This is a genomic window from Xanthomonas sp. NCPPB 3200, from assembly GCF_056393585.1.
In genome coordinates this window covers 943,995-962,404 of sequence record NZ_CM150785.1, presented here as the reverse complement: position 1 = coordinate 962,404, position 18,410 = coordinate 943,995, and the positions used below count along the sequence as shown (strand labels likewise).

Genomic DNA, 18,410 nt, shown 5'->3' with positions numbered 1-18,410 from the left:
AACTCAGCTCAGCTGAGTTGACCGTGGCAATGCTTGTACTTCTTGCCGCTGCCGCAGGGGCACGGATCGTTACGGCCCACCTTGGGCTCGTCGCGGGTCACCTGCGACACCGGCACCGGGGCGTTGCCGCCCTGCATCTGTTCCACTTCCTCGTCGGCACCGTAGCCGCCGGCGTCCTGATGCTGGAACTGCGAGGCCATCAAGCGCGCCTGCGCCTGCAGACGCTCCTGCTCTTCCAGCTCGGCCACTTCCTCTTCGCTGCGGATGCGCACGCGCGCCAGCAGGTTGATCACTTCGCGCTTGACGTTCTCCAGCATCTCGGAGAACAGCTCGAAGGCTTCCTTCTTGTATTCCTGCTTGGGCTGCTTCTGCGCATACCCGCGCAGATAGATGCCCTGGCGCAGGTAATCCATCTTGGCCAGATGCTCCTTCCAGCCCTGGTCGAGCACGGTCAGCATCACGTGCTTCTCCAATGCGCGCATGGTGTCGTTGCCCACCGCCGCTTCCTTCTCGGCAAAGTGCGCATCCACCGCTGCCTGCACCTTGGCCGCAATCTGCTCGGCGTCCAGTTCTTCCTGCGTGCGTGCCATCTCGCTTAGCGCCAGCGGCATGCCCAGCTCCGATTCCAGCGTGGCTTCCAGACCCTTCAGGTCCCACTGCTCATCGACAGAGTTGGGCGGCACGAAGCGTGCGACCAGGTCGTAGATCACATCGCCACGGATGCCGTCGACGTTGTCCTTGACCGATTCGGCATCCAGCAATTCGTCGCGCTGGGCGTAGATCACCTTGCGCTGGTCATTGTTGACGTCGTCGAAGTCCAGCAGGTTCTTGCGGATGTCGAAGTTGTGCGCTTCCACCTTGCGCTGCGCCTTTTCGATCTGCCGGCTGACCAGGCGATCTTCGATGACGTCGTCTTCCTTCATGCCCATCATGCGCATCGCCTTCTGGACCCAGTCCGAGGCGAAGATGCGCATCAGGTTGTCTTCCAGCGACAGATAGAAGCGCGAGGAACCCGGGTCGCCCTGACGACCGGCACGGCCACGCAGCTGGTTGTCGATACGGCGCGATTCGTGCCGCTCGGTACCGATGATGTGCAGGCCGCCGGCCGCCTTGACCGCATCGTGACGACGCTGCCATTCGGTCTTGGCCGCAAGGCGCTGCTCGTCGCTGATGTCGTCGCCCATGGCATGCAGCTCGGTTTCCAGCGAACCGCCCAGCACGATGTCGGTACCGCGGCCGGCCATGTTGGTGGCGATGGTCACCGCGCCCGGCTGGCCGGCGTTGGCCACGATGGTGGCTTCGCGCTCGTGCTGCTTGGCGTTGAGCACTTCGTGCTTGACCCCGGCCTTGCGCAGGTGCTCGGACAGCATCTCCGAAGTCTCGATCGAGGTGGTACCCACCAGCACCGGCTGGCCGCGCTTGGCGCAGTCTTCGATGTCGGCCAGCACCGCGTTGAACTTGCCCTTGCGGTTGAGGAACACCTGGTCCGGATGGTCCTTGCGCACGGTCGGGCGGTTGGTCGGGATCACCACCACTTCCAGGCCGTAGATGCTCTGGAATTCGTAGGCTTCGGTGTCGGCCGTACCGGTCATGCCGGACAGCTTCTTGTACATGCGGAACAGGTTCTGGAAGGTGATGCTGGCCAGCGTCTGGTTCTCGCGCTGTACCGGCACGCCTTCCTTGGCCTCGACCGCCTGGTGCAGGCCATCGGACCAACGGCGCCCGCTCAGCGTGCGGCCGGTGAATTCATCGACGATCACCACCTCGCCATCGCGCACGATGTAGTCCACGTCGCGCTGATAGATCGCATGCGCGCGCAGCGCGGCATTGAGGTGATGCACCACGCTCAGGTTCTGCGCGGCGTACAGGCCGTCTTCGGCATTTTCCAGGATGCCGGCCTGCATCAGCAGTTCTTCGGCGTGGCCCATGCCCGCCTCGGACAGATGCACCTGCTTGCCCTTCTCGTCGATCCAGAAGTCACCCTCGCCCTCTTCGCTTTCCTGCCTGGTCAGCTGCGGCACGATGCGGTTGACGCGGATGTACAGCTCCGGCGACTCGTCGGCCGGGCCGGAGATGATCAGCGGGGTACGCGCCTCGTCGATCAGGATCGAGTCGACTTCGTCGACGATCGCGTAATGCAGGTTGCGCTGGTAGCGGTCGGCCTTGGACAGCGCCATGTTGTCGCGCAGGTAGTCGAAACCGAACTCGTTGTTGGTGCCGTAGGTGATGTCGCTGCCGTAGGCCTCGCGCTTGTCGCTGTGCGGCATGCCCGGATACACCACGCCCACGCTCAGGCCCAGCCAGTTGTACAGCTTGCCCATCTGCGCGGCGTCGCGGCGCGCCAGGTAGTCGTTGACCGTGACCACATGTACGCCCTCGCCCTGCAGCGCGTTGAGGTACACCGGCAGCGTGGCGACCAGGGTCTTGCCTTCACCGGTGCGCATCTCGGCGATCTTGCCCAGGTGCAGCACCATGCCGCCGATCAGCTGCACGTCGTAATGGCGCATGCCGAGCACGCGGCGGCTGGCCTCGCGGCACACCGCGAAGGCTTCGGGAAGAATCTTGTCCAGGGACTCGCCGGCGGCAAGTCGCTGCTTGAACTCCGGGGTCTTGGCTTGCAGCTCGGCGTCGGAGAGCTTCTCGATCGTCGGCTCCAGCGCATTGATCTGGGTGACGAGGCGGTTGAGCTGGCGCAGCTGGCGTTCGTTACGACTGCCAAAGACACGGGTAAGCAGACTGTTGATCATTGAAGAAACCGGTTGAAAAGGAACGGTTTGACCGACGCCGGTCCCCAAGACCCGGCCGCCGTAAACGAAACAGGGCGCACTGCGCCCTGTCGATGGCAACACCCTATTGTAGCTTGGGGCGGGCCTTCACGAATCAAGCGCCGCCCGCGCCGTCGTCAACCGCGCCCGCGGCGGCCCACCGGCGTGTTGGTATCGCCCAGGAACTTGCGCGGATTGACCACCCGCCCGTCCGCCCACACCTCGAAATGCACGTGGGCGCCAGTGGAGCGCCCGCTGGATCCGGCCCGGGCCACCTGCTGCCCGGCGCGGACCAGGTCGCCCACCTTCACCACCAGGCGCGAGTTGTGCGCGTAGCGGGTCACATAGCCGTTGCCGTGGTCCACTTCCACCACGTTGCCATAGCCGCCGCGCACGCCGGCATAGCTGACCACGCCGTCGGCGACCGACATCACCGGGTCGCCCACGTTGGCGTGGAAGTCCACGCCCTTGTGGAAGGCCGAACCACCGTCGAACGGATCGGCGCGGCCGCCGAAGCCGGAGGTGATGTAGGTGTTGCGGATCGGCATCCGCGAGGGCACCGAATTCTGTTCGAGCTGATGATCGAACATCAGCGCGGCCAGCACGTTCAGTTGCTGGCCGGAGGCGGAGAACTGCTGTTCGACCTGCCCCAGCGTCTGCTTGAGCGACTCGACCGGCATGTCGCTGACCGGCTCGTCGCCGCCACCGACGCCGACCGGGGCATCGAAGTCGAACTCGCCGTCCTTCAGCTTGCCCATTTCGGTCAGCCGCTCGCCCAATGCATTGAGACGGGTGGCCTGCGCCTGCAGCTCGCCCATGCGCGCGGCCAGTGCGTTGACCTGCGCCTGCGAGGCGCGCTGCGCCTGGGCCAGCTCGGCCTGCTGCCGGGCAACCTTGGCCTGCAACGCGGAATTGGTCACCATGCCGGTGGCGGTGCTGGCACCGATGCCGATCAACATGCCCAGCCCAAGCACGGCGCCGAGGACTACCATCGGTCGATCCGCGGCAAAGCCCTGGAACTGGCGGGCCAACCGCTGCGCCCGGGTTTCGCGAGATTTGATTACAACTTTCTTCAACGCCATATGAGTGTCATGTCCAAGCCCAAGTCCAACGCACGCAACCCTTCCGTCCCACAACCGGCCATCGAGGCCGCGTTGGGTGAAAAGGCTGGCGACCCCTTGCGCCGAGCGTTGTGGCTCGATGCGCTGGACCGACAGTTGCGCCCCCTGTTACCGCCTCATCTGGCCACCCGTTGCCGGCTGGCCAATGTCAGAGACGAACAGCTCGTTTTTCTGGTTGATTCACCTGTCTGGCATGCCAAGTTGCGACTTGCCGAGACCCAATTACTGGATGCCGCCCGATCCATCGGACTGAAGGCCACCGCAGTGACCATCAAGACCACTACCACCCCGCTGCATTCCCCAATGCAGCAGAATCGCGAGCGTCCGCGCCCCGTCTCGGAGGCCACGCACAGAGGTCTGCGCGATGCGCTGGCCTCCCTGCAGGATGTTCCACCCACCAAACGGTGAGCACCGCGCCGCTGGTGCGAAGCGGCCGCCGCAGCGTGAAAGAATTGCGAAGACCGCGCACGACCCGACGCATCCTAGCGGGCCTCAGCCACGCAGGAGTTAGAGAAGTCTTAAATAAAAGTTAAGAACGGGCCGGTAATCCGACGCAGTTCACACTTCGAACGCCGACTGCGGCATTCCCCGACATCAGGCGTAGACGGGGCTGGCGTAGGTGACCGGCGGTTGCACGGTGCCTTCGGGGAAGCTGACCCATTCCCAGGCGGCCTGATCCGCCAGCAGCGCACGCACCAGCTTGTTGTTGAGCGCGTGGCCGGACTTGAAGCCTTCGTAGGCGCCCAGAATGGCGCCGCCGGCCAGATACAGGTCGCCGATGGCGTCCAGGATCTTGTGCCGCACGAATTCGTTGGTGTAACGCAGGCCGTCCTCGTTGAGCACGCGGAACTCGTCCAGCACGATGGCGTTGTCCATCGAACCGCCCAGGCCCAGATTGCGCTCGCGCATGTATTCAAGGTCGCGCATGAAGCCGAAGGTGCGGGCGCGCGAGATTTCCTTGACGTAGGCCGAGGTGGAGAACTCGATTTCCTGGCGCGACTGCTTGGCCGGGATCATCGGGTGATTGAATTCGATGGTGAAGCCGAGCTTGTAGCCCTCGTACGGCTCGAAGCGCGCGACCTTGTCGCCCTCGCGCACCTCCACCGTCTGCTTGATGCGGATGAAGCGCTTGGCCTTGTTCTGCTCGACGATGCCTGCCGACTGCAGCAGGAATACGAACGGGCCGGACGAACCGTCCATGATCGGCAGCTCGGCCGAAGACAGTTCGACGATGACATTGTCCACACCCAGGCCGGCCAGTGCCGACATCAGGTGCTCGACGGTCTGGATCTTGGCGCCATTGCAGGTCAGGCCGGTGCACAGCGTGGTCTCGGTGACCAGTTCGGCATCGGCCGGGACTTCGACGATCGGCTCCAGGTCCACACGCCGGAACACCACGCCATGATCGACCGGAGCCGGTCGTAGCGTCATGTACACCTTGTCGCCGCTGTGCAGGCCGACGCCGGTGGCGCGAATGGTGTTCTTGAGAGTGCGTTGCTGGGTCATATGCGAAGTCTGGATGAACAATGCAGACAGACGCTGAACCGGCTGTCTAATCCGTAGAGATTATCTGAATTTTAACAAGTCGCGCGTGACGGGAACTGTAATCCCCGGGTCACGCCACTGCAAAAGCTGCCGGATCGTGGCCGACCCGGCAGAAAGGACATGGCACTGCACCCCCGAGGCGAACCCCGGGGCGGAACGGACCGCGCCGCCGTAGCGACGCAGCCGACGATCCTCAGTCGGCCTGGCGGCGCAGGAACGCCGGGATATCCAGGTAATCGTTGGGCAGGTCTGCGGCCGGCGCAGCCGAACCGCCGCCGTTGTTGCTGCCGCTGCCGACCGAGTCGCTGCTCGGACGACGCAGGCCCAGGCCCATGCTGCCGCCGACGGCCTTGGACACCGCATCGCCGCCGCTGGTGTCGAAATCGCCGAACTCCGGCTGGCCGGTGGTGGCATTGCGCACCAGCTTGATCGGCGCGCGCTGGTCCGGACGCTGGGTCTGGCGGGCAACCGCACGGTTAAGGCCAGTGGCCACCACGGTGACGCGCACTTCGTCCTGCATGTCCGGGTCGAGCACGGTGCCGACGACCACGGTCGCATCTTCCGAGGCGAACGCCTCGATGGTGCGGCCGATCTCGTCGAACTCGGACATGGTGAAGTCCGGGCCGGCGGTGATGTTGACCAGGATGCCGTTGGCACCGGCCAGGTTGACGTCGTCCAGCAGCGGGTTCTGGATGGCGGCTTCGGCAGCGGCCTGCGCGCGATCGTCGCCGCGTGCCGAGCCGGTGCCCATCATGGCCAGGCCCATTTCCGACATCACGGTGCGCACGTCGGCGAAGTCGACGTTGATCAGACCCGGACGCACGATCAGGTCGGCGATGCCCTGCACGGCGCCCTGCAGCACGTCGTTGGCGGCGCGGAAGGCCTGGATCATGGTGGCGTTGCGGCCGAGCACGGTGATCAGCTTTTCATTGGGGATGGTGATCAGCGAGTCGCAATGCTGGCTCAGCTCCTCGATGCCCTTGAGCGCAACCTGCATGCGGCGACGGCCTTCGAACGGGAACGGCTTGGTGACCACGGCCACGGTCAGGATGCCCATTTCCTTGGCCAGCTGTGCAACCACCGGCGCTGCGCCGGTGCCGGTGCCGCCGCCCATGCCGGCGGTGATGAACACCATGTCCGCACCCTGCAGCGCGTCCATGATGCGCTCGCGGTCTTCCAGTGCGGCCTGGCGACCGACTTCCGGATTGGCGCCCGCGCCCAGGCCCTTGGTGACGTTGGTGCCGAGCTGCAGCTGCAGCTTGGCGCCGCAGTTCTTGATCGCCTGCGAGTCGGTGTTGGCGGTGATGAACTCCACGCCATCGACATTGGTGTTGACCATGTGCGCAACCGCGTTGCCGCCGCCGCCGCCCACGCCAACGACCTTGATTACCGCGTTGGGAGCCATCTTTTCGATCAGTTCAAAATGTGCCATGTCAGTGTCCTCTTTAGATGCCGTGAATGGGGAATCGGGAATGGGGAATCGGATTGCTCCGTTCGCCAGCCCAACACCCGCATGTCGGCGAATGTTGTTGTTTGAATGCCGGGAATGGGGAGTCGGGAATGGGGAATCGCAACAGCGAATCACCTCCACGCCAACCACTGCTTCCTCGACGGAACCGCAAAAAAAACTACGCCCTGCCCGCTCTCACCGCTCTCCACTCAAATCTGCCGCAACCGCTTTGCCTTTGCTTCAACCAATTCTCGAATCCCGATTCCCGATTCTTCAGAATTCCCCGCGATACCAGTTCTTCAATTTCTTGAACAAGCTCCCGGCGCGACCGGTCGGGATCGACGGGCGGCGCGGGTGTTCGATCTGGCTGCCCATCAGCAGCAGGCCCACGCCGGAGGCATGCACCGGGTTGCCGACGACTTCGCCCAGGCCGGTGACGTGCTGGGGAATGCCCACGCGCACCGGCATCTGCAACATTTCTTCGGCCAGTTCGACCACGCCTTCCATCTTCGACGCACCACCGGTGAGCACCATGCCGGCGCGCACCATTTCCTCGAAACCGGAGCGGCGCAGTTCGGCCTGCACCATTTCGAAGATTTCCTCGTAACGGCCCTGCACCGCCTGCGCGAGCGCATGCCGCGGCATGCGCCGCGGCGGACGATCGCCGACCGACGGCACCTGGATACTTTCTTCGGCGGTGGCCAGCTGCGCCAGCGCACAGGCGTAGCGCACCTTGATCTGTTCGGCTTCCGGGGTGGGCGTGCGCAGCATGTGCGCAATGTCGTTGGTGACGTGGTCGCCGGCGATCGGCAACGAGGCGGTGTGGCAGATCGCGCCCTGCACGTAGACCGCAAGGTCGGTGGTGCCGGCGCCGATATCCACCAGTACCACGCCCAGTTCGCGCTCGTCGGCGGTCAGGACCGCCACGCTGGACGCCAGCGACGACAGCACCAGATCGTCCACCTGCAGGCCGCACTTCTGCACGCACTTGGTGATGTTGGCCGCTGCCGACTGCGCGCACACCACCAGATGCGCGTGCACCTCCAGGCGCACGCCGGTCATGCCGACCGGATTGCGGATGCCTTCCTGCGAATCGTCCAGCACGTACTCGCGCGGGATCGCATGCAGGATGCGCTGGTCAGCAGGAATGGCCACGGCCTTGGCTGCATCCAGCACGCGCTCCAGATCGCTCCAGGTCACTTCGCCGTCGCGGATCGGCACGATGCCGGGCGAGTTCTTGCACTGCACGTGGTTGCCGGAAATCGACGCGTACACCGAGCGGATTTCGCAGCCGGCCATCAGCTCGGCCTCTTCCACCGCGCGCTGGATCGACTGCACGGTGGACTCGATGTCCACCACCACGCCGCGCTTGAGACCGCGCGATTCATGCGAACCGATACCGATCACTTCGATCGGATTGCCGGGCGAGTACTCGCCGACCAGCGCGACGACCTTGGAGGTGCCGATGTCCAGTCCAACGATGAGGGATTTGTCGCCTTTGCGGTTCATGTCTTAAAGCCGGGAATAGGGAATAGCGAATGGGGAATGGTCAACAGCGGTGCACGGAGGCGAGGAGAATTGAGGACAAGTGCGTGAGGCGCAGCGGGCGACACCGGCTTGGGTTTCTTATCCATTCCCGATTCCCCACTCTCCATTCGCCGCTCGACCGTGAAGCCGTTGGTGTAGCGCAGGTCGGCGCGGGCGATCGGGCGTTGCGGGTCGGCCAGTTGCGGCAGCACGCGGGCGAAGCGCTGCAGGCGCGCGCGGGCGTCGTCGCGGCCGATCACGATCTGCACGCCGTTGCTCAGGCCCAGCGACCAGCTGCCGCGCGCGTCCATTTCCAGACGCTCCACATCCAGCCCGGTCGGCGCGAACAACGCGCGCGATTCGTTGTAGAGCGCCACCACGTCCTGGGTCTTGCTGTCCGGGCCACCGAGTTGCGGCAGCTTGAAATCCTTCAACAACGGCGGGGTGCGGAACAACCGGCCCTGCTCGGACAACATGCGGTCGGTGCCCCAGCGCGCGAACGGCTTGTGCTCGGTGACGTGCACTTCCAGCACGTCCGGCCAGCGCTTGCGCACCTGCGCACTTTCCACCCACGGCAGGCGCGCGATGGCGTCCTGCGCGTTCTGCAGCTTCACCGCGAAAAAGCCCGCGCGCGCATATGGCAGGACCACCGCACGCAACTCTTCGGCCGGCACCCGCTTGAAGTCGCCCGACACCCGCAAGCGCGCCAACGGCCAACGCTCGGCACCCACCCAGCCATTGAGCACGGCCACCACCGGCAACGCGACCAGCGCCACCGCGAGCAACCACGCCAGGATGCGCAGGGTGGCGTTCATGCGCGCGCTCCGCGCGCGGGAATGGGGAATCGGGAATGGGGAATCGTCAACAGCGGCGCACTGCCGGCTGTCGCTTTTGCGATTCCCGATTCCCGATTCCCCATTCCCGGCGTCATAGCGTCTGCTCCAGCACGCGCCAGACCAGTTCTTCGAAATCGATGCCGAGCTGGCGCGCGGCCTTGGGCACCAGCGAGTGGCTGGTCATGCCCGGGGCGGTGTTGACCTCCAGCAGATACAGCTGGCCGCTGGCACGGTCGCGCATCACGTCGACGCGGCCCCAGCCGCTGGCGCCGGCAGCACGGAAGGCGTCCAGGGCGAGCTGGCGCAGTTGCGTCTCGGCATCGCCGTCCAGGCCCGGGCACAGGTACTGGGTGTCGTCGGCCAGGTACTTGGCGTTGTAGTCGTACCACTGGCCCTTGGGCACGATGCGGATCGACGGCAGCGCGACCTCGCCGAGCACGGCCACGGTGAGTTCGTCGCCTTCGATCAGCTGCTCCATCAGCAGCGCGCCGTCGTAGCGCGCCGCCAGCAGCACGGCTTGTTCGAGCTGGGCCTGGTCGAACACGCGGCTGATGCCGACGCTGGAGCCTTCGTTGGCCGGCTTGACGATCACCGGCAAGCCGATCTGCCGCGCGGCGGCATGGATGTCGTCGGCGCTGGCACCGGCGGCCAGGCGCGCATAGCGCGGCGTGGACAAGCCCAGCGACAGCCACACCTGCTTGGTGCGGATCTTGTCCATGCTCAACGCCGAGCCCAGCACGTTGGAGCCGGTGTACGGCACCTTGAAGGCTTCCATCAGGCCTTGCACGATGCCGTCTTCGCCGCCGCCGTTATGGCCGTGCAGCACGTTGAAGACGCGATCGAAGCGTTTTTCGACCAGGGCCTGCGCCAGGGCCGGAATGCCGTCGACCGGCTGCGCGTCGACACCGCGCGCGCACAGTGCGTCGAGCACGTTGCTGCCGGAGTTCAACGACACTTCGCGCTCGGACGAGGTACCGCCGAGCAGCACGGCGACGCGGCCGAACGCGGCCGGATCGCTGGTACGTGCGTTGGGAATCACCGCGCTCATGCGCTCGCTCCGGTGAAACCGTTGTTGATGATGTGCTGCGCGACATAGCCGATATCGCCGGCGCCCATCATCAGCAGCAGATCGCCGTCCTGCAGCACGTCCGGCAGCACTTCGGCCAGGCCGGAAATCTGCCCGACCACCACCGGTTCGCTGCGGCCGCGCGCACGGATCGCACGCGCCAGCGCGCGCGCATCGGCGCCCGGAATCGGCGCTTCGCCGGCCGGATAGACCTCGCTCAGCACCAGCGCATCGACGGTGCTCAGCACCGCGGCGAAGGCATCGAATTGATCGCGGGTACGGCTGTAGCGATGCGGCTGGAATGCCACCACCAGGCGCTTGTCCGGCCAGCCGCCACGGGCAGCGGCGAACACCGCTTCCAGCTCGCGCGGATGGTGGCCGTAATCGTCGACCACGCGCACGCGCGCACCGGTGCTGGTGGTGACTTCGCCCAGGTCGTTGAAGCGACGGCCGATGCCGGCGAAGTTTTCCAGCGCACGCGCGATGGTCTCCGGCGCCACGCCCAGCTGCCAGCCGATCGCGGCGGCCGCCAATGCGTTGAGCACGTTGTGGCGGCCCGGCAAGGCCAGCGTCACCGGCGTGGTGGTGCCTTCGGGCAGGCGCAGCGTGAAGCGCATGCGCGGGCCGTCCTGCACCACGTCTTCGGCGCGTACGTCGGCGTTTTCGCTCATGCCGTAGCTCATCACGTGGCGCGGCGTCTTGCCGGCCAGCGCGGCCACTTCCGGGTCGTCGATGCACAGCAACGCCAGGCCGTAGAACGGCAGGCGCTGCAGGAACTCGGCGAAGGCGGCCTGGATGCGTGCGAAATCGTTGCCGTAGTTTTCCAGGTGATCCGAATCGATGTTGGTGATCACCGCCATCAGCGGATTCAGGCGCAGGAAGCTGCCGTCGCTTTCGTCGGCCTCGGCCACCAGCCACTGGCCGCCACCCAGCTTGGCGTTGGCGCCGGCGGCCAGCAACTGCCCGCCGATGACGAAGGTCGGATCCAGCCCGCCCTCGCTCAGCACCGCTGCGGCCAGGCTGGTGGTGGTGGTCTTGCCATGCGTGCCGGCCACCGCGATGCCGCGACGGAACCGCATCAACTCGGCCAGCATCGCCGCACGCGGCATGATCGGAATGCGCTGGCTGCGCGCTTCCATCAGCTCGGGGTTGTCTTCGCGGATCGCGCTGGACACCACCACGCAATCGGTGCCGAGCACGTTGGCAGCCGAATGCCCGCGCATCACCCGCGCACCCAGCTTGGCCAGCCGCCGCGTCGCCACGTTATCGGAGTTGTCCGAGCCGGAGACTTCATAGCCCAGCGTCAGCATCACCTCGGCAATGCCGCTCATGCCGGTGCCGCCGATACCGACGAAATGCACGCGCGGAAACGCACGCACCAGGTCGCCACTGTCCTGCAGACGGCGAATCACGCGGCACCTCCGGTGGAGGTGCGAATCGGGAATCGGGAATCGGGAATCGTGTAAAGCGAGGCACCGGCGGCGTTGAGCGCCTGACCGGTGTGCTTGTTTTCTTGCATCACTGTCTGTTCCTGCAATTGTTCTGAGCTCTGCCCATTCCCCATTCCCGATTCACCACTCCCGGCTTCCTGCAGAATGATGTCGGCGATGCGTTCGGCGGCGTCCGGCTTGGCCAGGGTGCGGGCGGCCTGCGCCATCGCCAGGCGGCGGGCGGGGTCGGCGAGCAGGGTCTGCAAGACCTGCTGCAGGCGCGCCGCCAGGGTGTCGTCCTGCTTGAGCAGCACGGCGGCATCGGCGCCAACCAGGTATTCGGCATTGCGGGTCTGGTGGTCGTCCACGGCGGCGGCGAAGGGCACCAGCACGCTGCCGATGCCGGCGGCGCACAGTTCGGCCAGCGTGGAGGCACCGGCGCGGCACACGACCAGGTCGGCCCAGGCGTAGGCGGCGGCCATGTCGGCGATGAAGGGTTCGACGCTGGCGTTGACGCCCGCCTGCGCGTACGCGGCCTCGGCTTCGGCACGCAGCTTTTCGCCGCACTGGTGGCGCACGTCCACATCCGGGTGACCGAGCGCAGCCAGTGCCGCCGGCACGGCCTGGTTCAATGCGCGTGCGCCCTGGCTGCCACCGAGCACCAGCACGCGTACGGCACTGCCACGGCCGAGCAGACGCGTGGCCGGCGCGGGAAGCGCTGCGATTTCCGCACGCACCGGATTGCCCACCGCTTCTTCGCCGGCGAAGCTGCCCGGGAAACCGGTCAGCACACGGCGCGCAAACCGCGACAACACCTTGTTGGTCATGCCGGGCGCGCGGTTCTGCTCATGCACCAGCAACGGCACCCCGAGCAGCCGCGCTGCCAGGCCGCCCGGGCCGGCCGCAAAGCCGCCGAAACTGATCACCGCGCGCGGCTGGCGCTTGCGCAGCACGAAGCCGGCGGCGCGCACCGCGCGCATCACCCGCACCGGTGCACCGAGCAATTTCACCAGGCCCTTGCCGCGCAGGCCGCTGATGGCCAGCGTATCGAGTTGAATATCGTGCTGCGGCACCAGCCGGGTTTCCATTGCGCCGTCGGCGCCCAGCCAGGTCACCGGCACGCCACGCGCGCGCAGCACCTTGGCCACGGCCAGACCCGGGAAGATATGCCCGCCGGTGCCGCCAGCCAGAATCATCACTGGTCGGATCCCCGCACCTGGATGTGCAGGCGTTTGCGCGGGATTCGCATGAGCGCTCATGCAATCCTCCCGAAGGTCGGTTCCACGCGCGGCTGCATGCGGCTGGTGCCGCGCAGGAACTCAGACGCATGCGCAGACGTGGCCGAGGCTGCGGCAACCGGTGCCGGCGCGGCGGCAACCGGCTCGCGCTGCGGCTTGCGCGCGGGCACGTAGGCCGGCGCGGCCGATTCGACCACCGGTTCGGCCGGCTCGGCCGACGGTGCGCCCGCACCCTGCGGCGACAACTTGCTGCGCAGGCGCTCGGCACGATCCATTTCGTAGGACACGCGCAGCAGCAGGCCCATCGCCACGCAGGTCATCAGCACCGACGAACCGCCGGAGGAAATCAGCGGCAGGGTCAGACCCTTGGTCGGCAGGATGCCCAGGTTCACGCCTACCGAGACGAAGCTCTGCAGGCTGATCCACAAGCCGATGCCGAAGGCGATGTAGCCGGAGAAGTGACGCTTCATTTCCACGCAGCGCATGCCCAGCCAGAACGCGCGGCCGACCAGCAGCGCGTACAGCGAAATCACCCCGCACACGCCGACAAAGCCGAGCTCTTCGGCGATGACCGAGAAGATGAAGTCGGTATGCGCTTCGGGCAGGTAGTTGAGCTTCTGCACCGAGGCACCCAAGCCCACGCCGGTCCACTGGCCACGGCCGACCGCCATCAAGGCGTTGGACAGCTGATAGCCGGAGCCGAGCTGGTCGGCCCACGGGTCCAGGAACGAGGTGATGCGACGCAGCCGGTACGGCTCCAGGATCGCGATGAAGGCGAACACCGGCAGGCCGAACACGATCGGCATCGACATGCGCGGCAGGTTCACCCCGCCCAGCACCAGCATGCCGGCGGTGATCGCCAGCAGCAGCGTGGACGAGCCGAAGTCCGGCTGCATCAGCAGCAGGCCGACCAGTGCGATCGCCACGCCCAGCGGCTTGAGCATCGCCGGCCAGGTCGCATTGACCTCGTCGCGAAAGCGCACCAGGTAGCTGGACAGCCACACGATGTAGAGCACCTTGACCGCTTCGACGGTCTGGAATTTCGACACGCCCAGGTTGATCCAGCGCTTGGCGCCGTTGACGCTGCTGCCCAGGCCGGGCACGAACACCACCATCAGCAGGCCGAAACAGGCCAACAGCAACACCTGGTTGTACTGCTCGATGGTCTTGAGCTCGGTGCGCATCGCCCAGAACGCCAGGCCCACGCCGATGCCCAGGAACAGCAGATGGCGGGTCAGGTAATAGAACGGGTTGTCGGACAGCTCGATCGAGCTGGACGCCACCATCACCACGCCCAGCGAGGCGAGCGTGGCCGCGGCCCCGAGCAGCCACGGGTCGTAGCGACCGCCGATGGCGTCCAGTCGCGTGGCCTGGCGGGACATGTCGTTCATCAGCGCACCTTCAACGTGGCAAGGCCGATCAGCACCAGCACAACCGAAATGATCCAGAAGCGCACGATCACGCGCGGCTCCGGCCAGCCCTTGAGTTCGAAGTGGTGATGGATCGGCGCCATGCGGAACACGCGCTTGCCGGTCAGCTTGAAGCTGGCGACCTGGATCATCACCGACAGCGTTTCGATCACGAACACCCCGCCCATGATCACCAGCACCATCTCCTGGCGCACGATCACCGCGATGGTGCCCAGCACCGCGCCCAGCGACAGCGCGCCGATATCACCCATGAACACCATGGCCGGATAGGTGTTGAACCACAGAAAGCCCAGGCCTGCGCCGGCGATCGCCGAGCAGATGATGATCAGCTCGCCGGCCCCGGGAATCAGCGGGATCTTCAGGTATTCGGCAAACACCACATTGCCCGAGGCGTAAGCGAACACGCCCAGCGCACAGGCCACCAGCACGGTCGGCATGATCGCCAGGCCGTCCAGACCGTCGGTCAGGTTGACCGCGTTGGAGAAGCCGACGATCCAGAAATAGGCGATCACCACAAAGCTCACGCCGGCCAGCGGCAGCGCGATCGACTTGAACATCGGGATGTAGAAGGTGATCGCGGCCGGCACGTCGGCGGTGTAGTACAGGAACAGGCCCGCGGCCAGGCCGAAGATCGACTGCAGCAGATACTTCCAGCGCGACTTCAGGCCATTGGGATCGCGGCGCACGATCTTGATCCAGTCGTCGTACCAGCCGATCGCACCGAAACAGACCATCACCGCCAGCACCAACCATACGTAACGGTTGCGCAGGTCGCCCCACAGCAGCACCGACAAGGTCACCGTCAGCAGGATCAGCGAGCCGCCCATGGTCGGGGTGCCGGCCTTGGAGAAATGCGTCTGCGGGCCATCCTGGCGGATCGGCTGGCCACCCTTGAACTGGGCCAGCTTGCGGATCACCGCCGGGCCCATCCACAGCGACAGGAACAACGCGGTCAGCGCGGCCAGGATGCCGCGGAAGGTCAGATAGTTGAACAGCCCGAACAGGCTCTCCAGTTGCTGCAGCCAACGCGCCAGCTCAAGCAGCATGGGATGCGTCCTCCGCCGGTGCGAGCAGCGCGGCGACGATGCGGTCCATGGCGCTGCCACGGGAGCCTTTCACCAGCAGCGTGGGCGGGGTTTGCGCCGTGGTGGCGGCAGTCTGCGCCGCCGCACCGGTGTGTTCGTACATCGAAGAAGATTCCTGCGTTTGGGTCGGCGAAACGGCGAGCTGCGCCAGATCCGCCTGCAAGGCCGCGATCAACGCGGCATGGGTGGCGAACACGCGGCCGCCCTCGCCGAACGCCTGTGCGGCGGCGGCACTGAGCTCGCCCAGCGCGTACAGGCGCTGCAGCTTGGCCGCGCGCGCGCGACGTCCGGCGGCGGCATGCAGGGCGGCGCCTTCCGGGCCGAGTTCGCGCATGTCGCCCAGCACCAGCCAGCCTTCGCCAGGCGCAGCGGCCAGGGTGTCGATGGCGGCATCCAGCGAGCCGGGGTTGGCGTTGTAGCTGTCGTCGATCAGCACCGCGCCGCCAGGCAGGGCGTGGGTGATCTGACGACCGGCCACCGGGCGCACCTGCGCCAGGCCGGCGGCGATGATCGGCAAGGCGATGCCCGCACCCAAGGCCAGGCCGGCCGCAGCCAGCGCGTTGAGCACGTTGTGGCGGCCCGGCAACGGCAGCGCGATCTGCGCCTGGCCTTGCGGGGTCACCAGGGTGAACTGCGCGCCACTGGCCTGCAGCCGCAAGCCATGCGCGGTGATGTCGGCACTGGCCTGCAGGCCGTAGTGCAACACGCGACGGCCCTGCACCGGCTGCGCATGCAGTTGCTGCTCGAACCAGGCACCGAAGGCATCGTCGGCATTGATCACCGCCACGCCATCGGCCGGCAATGCGGCGTAGATGGCGCCCTTGGTGCGGGCGACGCCGAGCAGGCTGCCCAGGCGTTCCAGATGGGCAGGCGCAATGTTGTTGACCAGGGCCACGTGCGGCTGGGCGATCTCGGTGAGATAGGCGATATCGCCCGGCTTGCCGGCGCCCATTTCGTAGATCGCCAGGTCCGCATCGTCCGGCGCCGCGATCACCGCCAGCGGCAGGCCGATCTCGTTGTTGCGGTTGCCCGGCGTGGCGTACACGGTGGTGCCGTCGACCCGCCCGGCCTCGGTCAGGATGGCCAGCAGCAGCGCCTTGACGCTGGTCTTGCCGTTGGAGCCGGTCAAGGCGATCAGCCGCGTGGCGCGATCGCGCTGCATGCCGGCGGCGATACGCGCCAGCGCCAGTTCGGTATTTTCCACCAGCACCTGCGGCACGCTCAGCGCCGGCAGCAGGCGATCGACCAGCACACCGCTGGCGCCGTGCGCCACCGCGTCTGCGACAAAGTCGTGCCCGTCGAAACGCTCGCCGCGCAGCGCCACGTACAGGCTGCCGTTGGCCAGCGTGCGGGTGTCGTTGCCGACGGTGTCGATCATGGCGTCGTCGCCATGCAGCTCGCCACCGGCCCAGTGGGCGATCAACGACAGCGGCGTGAGCTTCATGCGCGCACTCCCAGCACGGTACGCGGCAACAAGGCTTGCGCCGCCACGATGGCGTCGTCGAAGGCATGCCGCACGCCGGCGACTTCCTGGTACGGCTCGTGGCCCTTGCCGGCGATCAGCACGATGTCGGAGGCACTGGCCATGCTGATGGCCTGATGGATCGCCGCGGCGCGGTCGCGCTGCACGATGGCCGCATCCGGGCGTGCGAAGCCGCGCAGGATATCGGCCACGATCACATCGCCATCTTCGCCGCGCGGGTTGTCGTCGGTGACGATCGCCACGTCGGCATTGACCTCGGCAATGGCCGCCATCTGCGGGCGCTTGCCGGTGTCGCGCTCGCCGCCGCAGCCGAACACGCAGATCAGCCGGTCCTGTGCATGCGCACGCAGGCTGGCCAATGCCTGTTCCAGCGCGTCGGGCGTGTGTGCGTAGTCGACGACCACCAGCGGTGCGCCATGCGCGCCGCCGAGGCGATTCATGCGGCCGTGGATCGGTTGCAACCGACCGAGCACTTCGGCGATCTGCGCCGGCGCGATCTCCAGCGCAGACAACGCACCGGCCACGGCCAGCAGGTTGTCCACATTGAAGCGGCCCAGCAGCGGCGAGTGCACCGGGTGCACCTGGCCGTCGAGATGCAGCGCGAAATTGATGCCGTTGTGGTCCAGCTGCAGTGCCTGCGCACGCACGCCTGCCTGGGCCTGCGCGCGCGAACTCACGCCGATCGCGCGCAGCGCGGGGTCGAGCGAGGCCAGCAGCGTGCGGCCGAATTCATCGTCTAGGTTCACCACCGCGGCTTTCAATCCGGCGCGCGTGAACAGCCTGGCCTTGGCCGCGCCGTACTGCGCCATGTCGCCGTGGTAATCGAGATGGTCGCGGGTGAGATTGGTGAACACCGCCACGTCGAAATGCACTGCATCCACGCGGCCCTGGTCCAGCGCATGCGAGCTGACTTCCATCGCCACCGCCTGCGCGCCCGCGTCGCGCAACTGCGCCAGCAAGGCATGCGTCTGCAGCACCAGCGGCGTGGTGAAACCGGTCGGCACGGCGCTGCCGTACAGGCCGACGCCCAGGGTGCCGAGCGTGCCGGCCGGGGTGCCGAGCAGCGTCAGGGCCTGCGCCAGCAATTGCACGGTGGAGGTCTTGCCGTTGGTGCCGGTGACGCCGACCATGCGCATCGCCCGCGAGGGCTGGCCGTGGAACTGATCGGCCATCGCGCCCAGGCGCGCCCGCAGGCCCGGCACCGCGATCGCGTCGGCCGGTGCCGGCAGATCGGCCGGCGCCGGCGGCTCGAACAACACCGCCGCCGCGCCATTGGCGCGCGCCTGGTCGACAAAGCCCAGACCATGCGCACCGAAACCGGCGATCGCCACGAAGGCATCGCCCGCACGCACCGCACGGCTGTCCATCACCAGGCCCGACACCTGCACCTCGCGCGCAAGCGGCACGTCCGGCAACAACTGCGACAGCGGCATG

At 66.6% G+C, this 18,410-nt stretch carries 14 protein-coding genes; 1 reads left to right on the top strand and 13 read right to left on the bottom strand.

What is annotated here, in order from left to right; all coding sequences use genetic code 11:
• Positions 1 to 8: 8 nt before the first annotated feature.
• Positions 9 to 2,747, bottom strand: a complete 2,739-nt coding sequence (secA, locus tag AC06DU_RS04020; RefSeq protein WP_024938330.1) for a preprotein translocase subunit SecA — start codon at positions 2,745 to 2,747, stop codon at positions 9 to 11.
• Positions 2,748 to 2,902: 155 nt separating this feature from the next.
• The gene (locus AC06DU_RS04015) at positions 2,903 to 3,847 is read right to left on the bottom strand and encodes a M23 family metallopeptidase (protein WP_024938331.1); all 945 of its coding nucleotides are present in this window, start codon (positions 3,845 to 3,847) and stop codon (positions 2,903 to 2,905) included.
• Between AC06DU_RS04015 and AC06DU_RS04010 the strand changes: the two genes are divergently transcribed.
• On the top strand, positions 3,848 to 4,294 hold the full coding sequence (locus AC06DU_RS04010; protein ID WP_024938332.1) for a DciA family protein: 447 nt from the start codon (positions 3,848 to 3,850) through the stop codon (positions 4,292 to 4,294).
• Between the two features lie 186 nt (positions 4,295 to 4,480).
• Here the strand turns inward: AC06DU_RS04010 and lpxC are convergent, their stop codons facing one another.
• From lpxC to AC06DU_RS03955, 11 genes are all read right to left on the bottom strand, one after another.
• The gene (gene lpxC / locus AC06DU_RS04005) at positions 4,481 to 5,392 is read right to left on the bottom strand and encodes a UDP-3-O-acyl-N-acetylglucosamine deacetylase (RefSeq protein WP_024938333.1); all 912 of its coding nucleotides are present in this window, start codon (positions 5,390 to 5,392) and stop codon (positions 4,481 to 4,483) included.
• Positions 5,393 to 5,624: 232 nt separating this feature from the next.
• Entirely contained in the window at positions 5,625 to 6,863 is a 1,239-nt protein-coding gene (gene ftsZ, locus AC06DU_RS04000) for a cell division protein FtsZ (RefSeq protein WP_016902188.1), read from the bottom strand.
• 291 nt (positions 6,864 to 7,154) lie between these two features.
• Positions 7,155 to 8,390 carry a cell division protein FtsA gene (gene ftsA / locus AC06DU_RS03995; RefSeq protein WP_003485272.1) on the bottom strand — a complete coding sequence of 412 codons (1,236 nt, stop codon included), beginning with the start codon at positions 8,388 to 8,390 and terminating at the stop codon, positions 7,155 to 7,157.
• Complete coding sequence (locus AC06DU_RS03990; protein ID WP_102581980.1) at positions 8,387 to 9,223, bottom strand: cell division protein FtsQ/DivIB; 837 nt, start codon at positions 9,221 to 9,223, stop codon at positions 8,387 to 8,389. The genes ftsA and AC06DU_RS03990 overlap by 4 nt, the downstream gene beginning before the upstream one ends.
• Positions 9,224 to 9,335: 112 nt before the next feature.
• The gene (locus AC06DU_RS03985) at positions 9,336 to 10,292 is read right to left on the bottom strand and encodes a D-alanine--D-alanine ligase (protein WP_434982429.1); all 957 of its coding nucleotides are present in this window, start codon (positions 10,290 to 10,292) and stop codon (positions 9,336 to 9,338) included.
• Complete coding sequence (gene murC / locus AC06DU_RS03980) at positions 10,289 to 11,722, bottom strand: UDP-N-acetylmuramate--L-alanine ligase (protein WP_016902185.1); 1,434 nt, start codon at positions 11,720 to 11,722, stop codon at positions 10,289 to 10,291. The genes AC06DU_RS03985 and murC overlap by 4 nt, the downstream gene beginning before the upstream one ends.
• Positions 11,719 to 12,999 (bottom strand): undecaprenyldiphospho-muramoylpentapeptide beta-N-acetylglucosaminyltransferase, encoded by a 1,281-nt coding sequence (murG, locus tag AC06DU_RS03975; RefSeq protein ID WP_184626318.1) that lies wholly within the window; start codon positions 12,997 to 12,999, stop codon positions 11,719 to 11,721. Before murG ends, murC begins: the two co-directional genes overlap by 4 nt.
• Positions 12,996 to 14,369 (bottom strand): putative lipid II flippase FtsW, encoded by a 1,374-nt coding sequence (ftsW, locus tag AC06DU_RS03970; RefSeq protein ID WP_478203636.1) that lies wholly within the window; start codon positions 14,367 to 14,369, stop codon positions 12,996 to 12,998. The genes murG and ftsW overlap by 4 nt, the downstream gene beginning before the upstream one ends.
• Entirely contained in the window at positions 14,369 to 15,454 is a 1,086-nt protein-coding gene (mraY, locus tag AC06DU_RS03965) for a phospho-N-acetylmuramoyl-pentapeptide-transferase (protein ID WP_024939425.1), read from the bottom strand. Before mraY ends, ftsW begins: the two co-directional genes overlap by 1 nt.
• Positions 15,444 to 16,937, bottom strand: a complete 1,494-nt coding sequence (locus AC06DU_RS03960) for a UDP-N-acetylmuramoyl-tripeptide--D-alanyl-D-alanine ligase (protein ID WP_478203635.1) — start codon at positions 16,935 to 16,937, stop codon at positions 15,444 to 15,446. The genes mraY and AC06DU_RS03960 overlap by 11 nt, the downstream gene beginning before the upstream one ends.
• Positions 16,934 to 18,409 carry a UDP-N-acetylmuramoyl-L-alanyl-D-glutamate--2,6-diaminopimelate ligase gene (locus tag AC06DU_RS03955; RefSeq protein WP_080931498.1) on the bottom strand — a complete coding sequence of 492 codons (1,476 nt, stop codon included), beginning with the start codon at positions 18,407 to 18,409 and terminating at the stop codon, positions 16,934 to 16,936. Before AC06DU_RS03955 ends, AC06DU_RS03960 begins: the two co-directional genes overlap by 4 nt.
• Between the last annotated feature and the right edge of the window lies 1 nt (position 18,410).